Here is a 500-nt window from a genome sequence, read left to right as displayed (position 1 = left end):
CCCGACGCCGGCCACCCCGACGACGCGGAAGCCGGCCACCGGAGCGACTGCGCCCGCCACACCGCCGAACTCGCCCGCTGGCAGGCGCAGCGCGACGCCGACGTGGCCGAATGGGCCGAGCACCTCGGCATGGACGTCGAGACCTGGCGGGCCGGCTGATGCCCGCCCGCATCCAGCGCCGCCGCACGCCCGGGTGGCGCATGCCCGCCGNGGACCAGGGCGTGACGCTCACTCAAGCGGGTGCGGTCAACCGGTACGCGCAGCTCCTCGGCACGGACCAGCAGCTGCGCGCCGCCGTGCGAGAGCTGCTGGCCGGGCGCGATCTGGCCTGCTGGTGCCCGCTGTCCGCACCGTGTCACGCCGACGTCCTGCTCGCCATCGCCAACCCGCCCACCTACCTGCCCGACCCGTGGGAGGAAACCCGGTGAACCGTCTACTGCTCGACCAGGCGTTGCGCTACGCCCAGCGCGGCTGGCCGGTGTTCCTGCTCGGCGCCAGCA

Annotated in this window: 1 protein-coding gene; it reads left to right on the top strand. The window is 74.9% G+C overall.

Annotated elements, in window-relative coordinates:
* The first annotated feature begins 221 nt into the window (after positions 1-221).
* Positions 222-428, top strand: coding sequence for a DUF4326 domain-containing protein (locus tag ABD211_RS11280; protein ID WP_344129111.1), 207 nt, complete (start codon positions 222-224; stop codon positions 426-428).
* The last annotated feature ends 72 nt before the right edge of the window (positions 429-500 follow it).

This window comes from Luedemannella flava (assembly GCF_039528515.1).
GTDB lineage: Bacteria > Actinomycetota > Actinomycetes > Mycobacteriales > Micromonosporaceae > Luedemannella > Luedemannella flava.
This window is presented reverse-complemented; position numbering and strand designations above follow the sequence as displayed.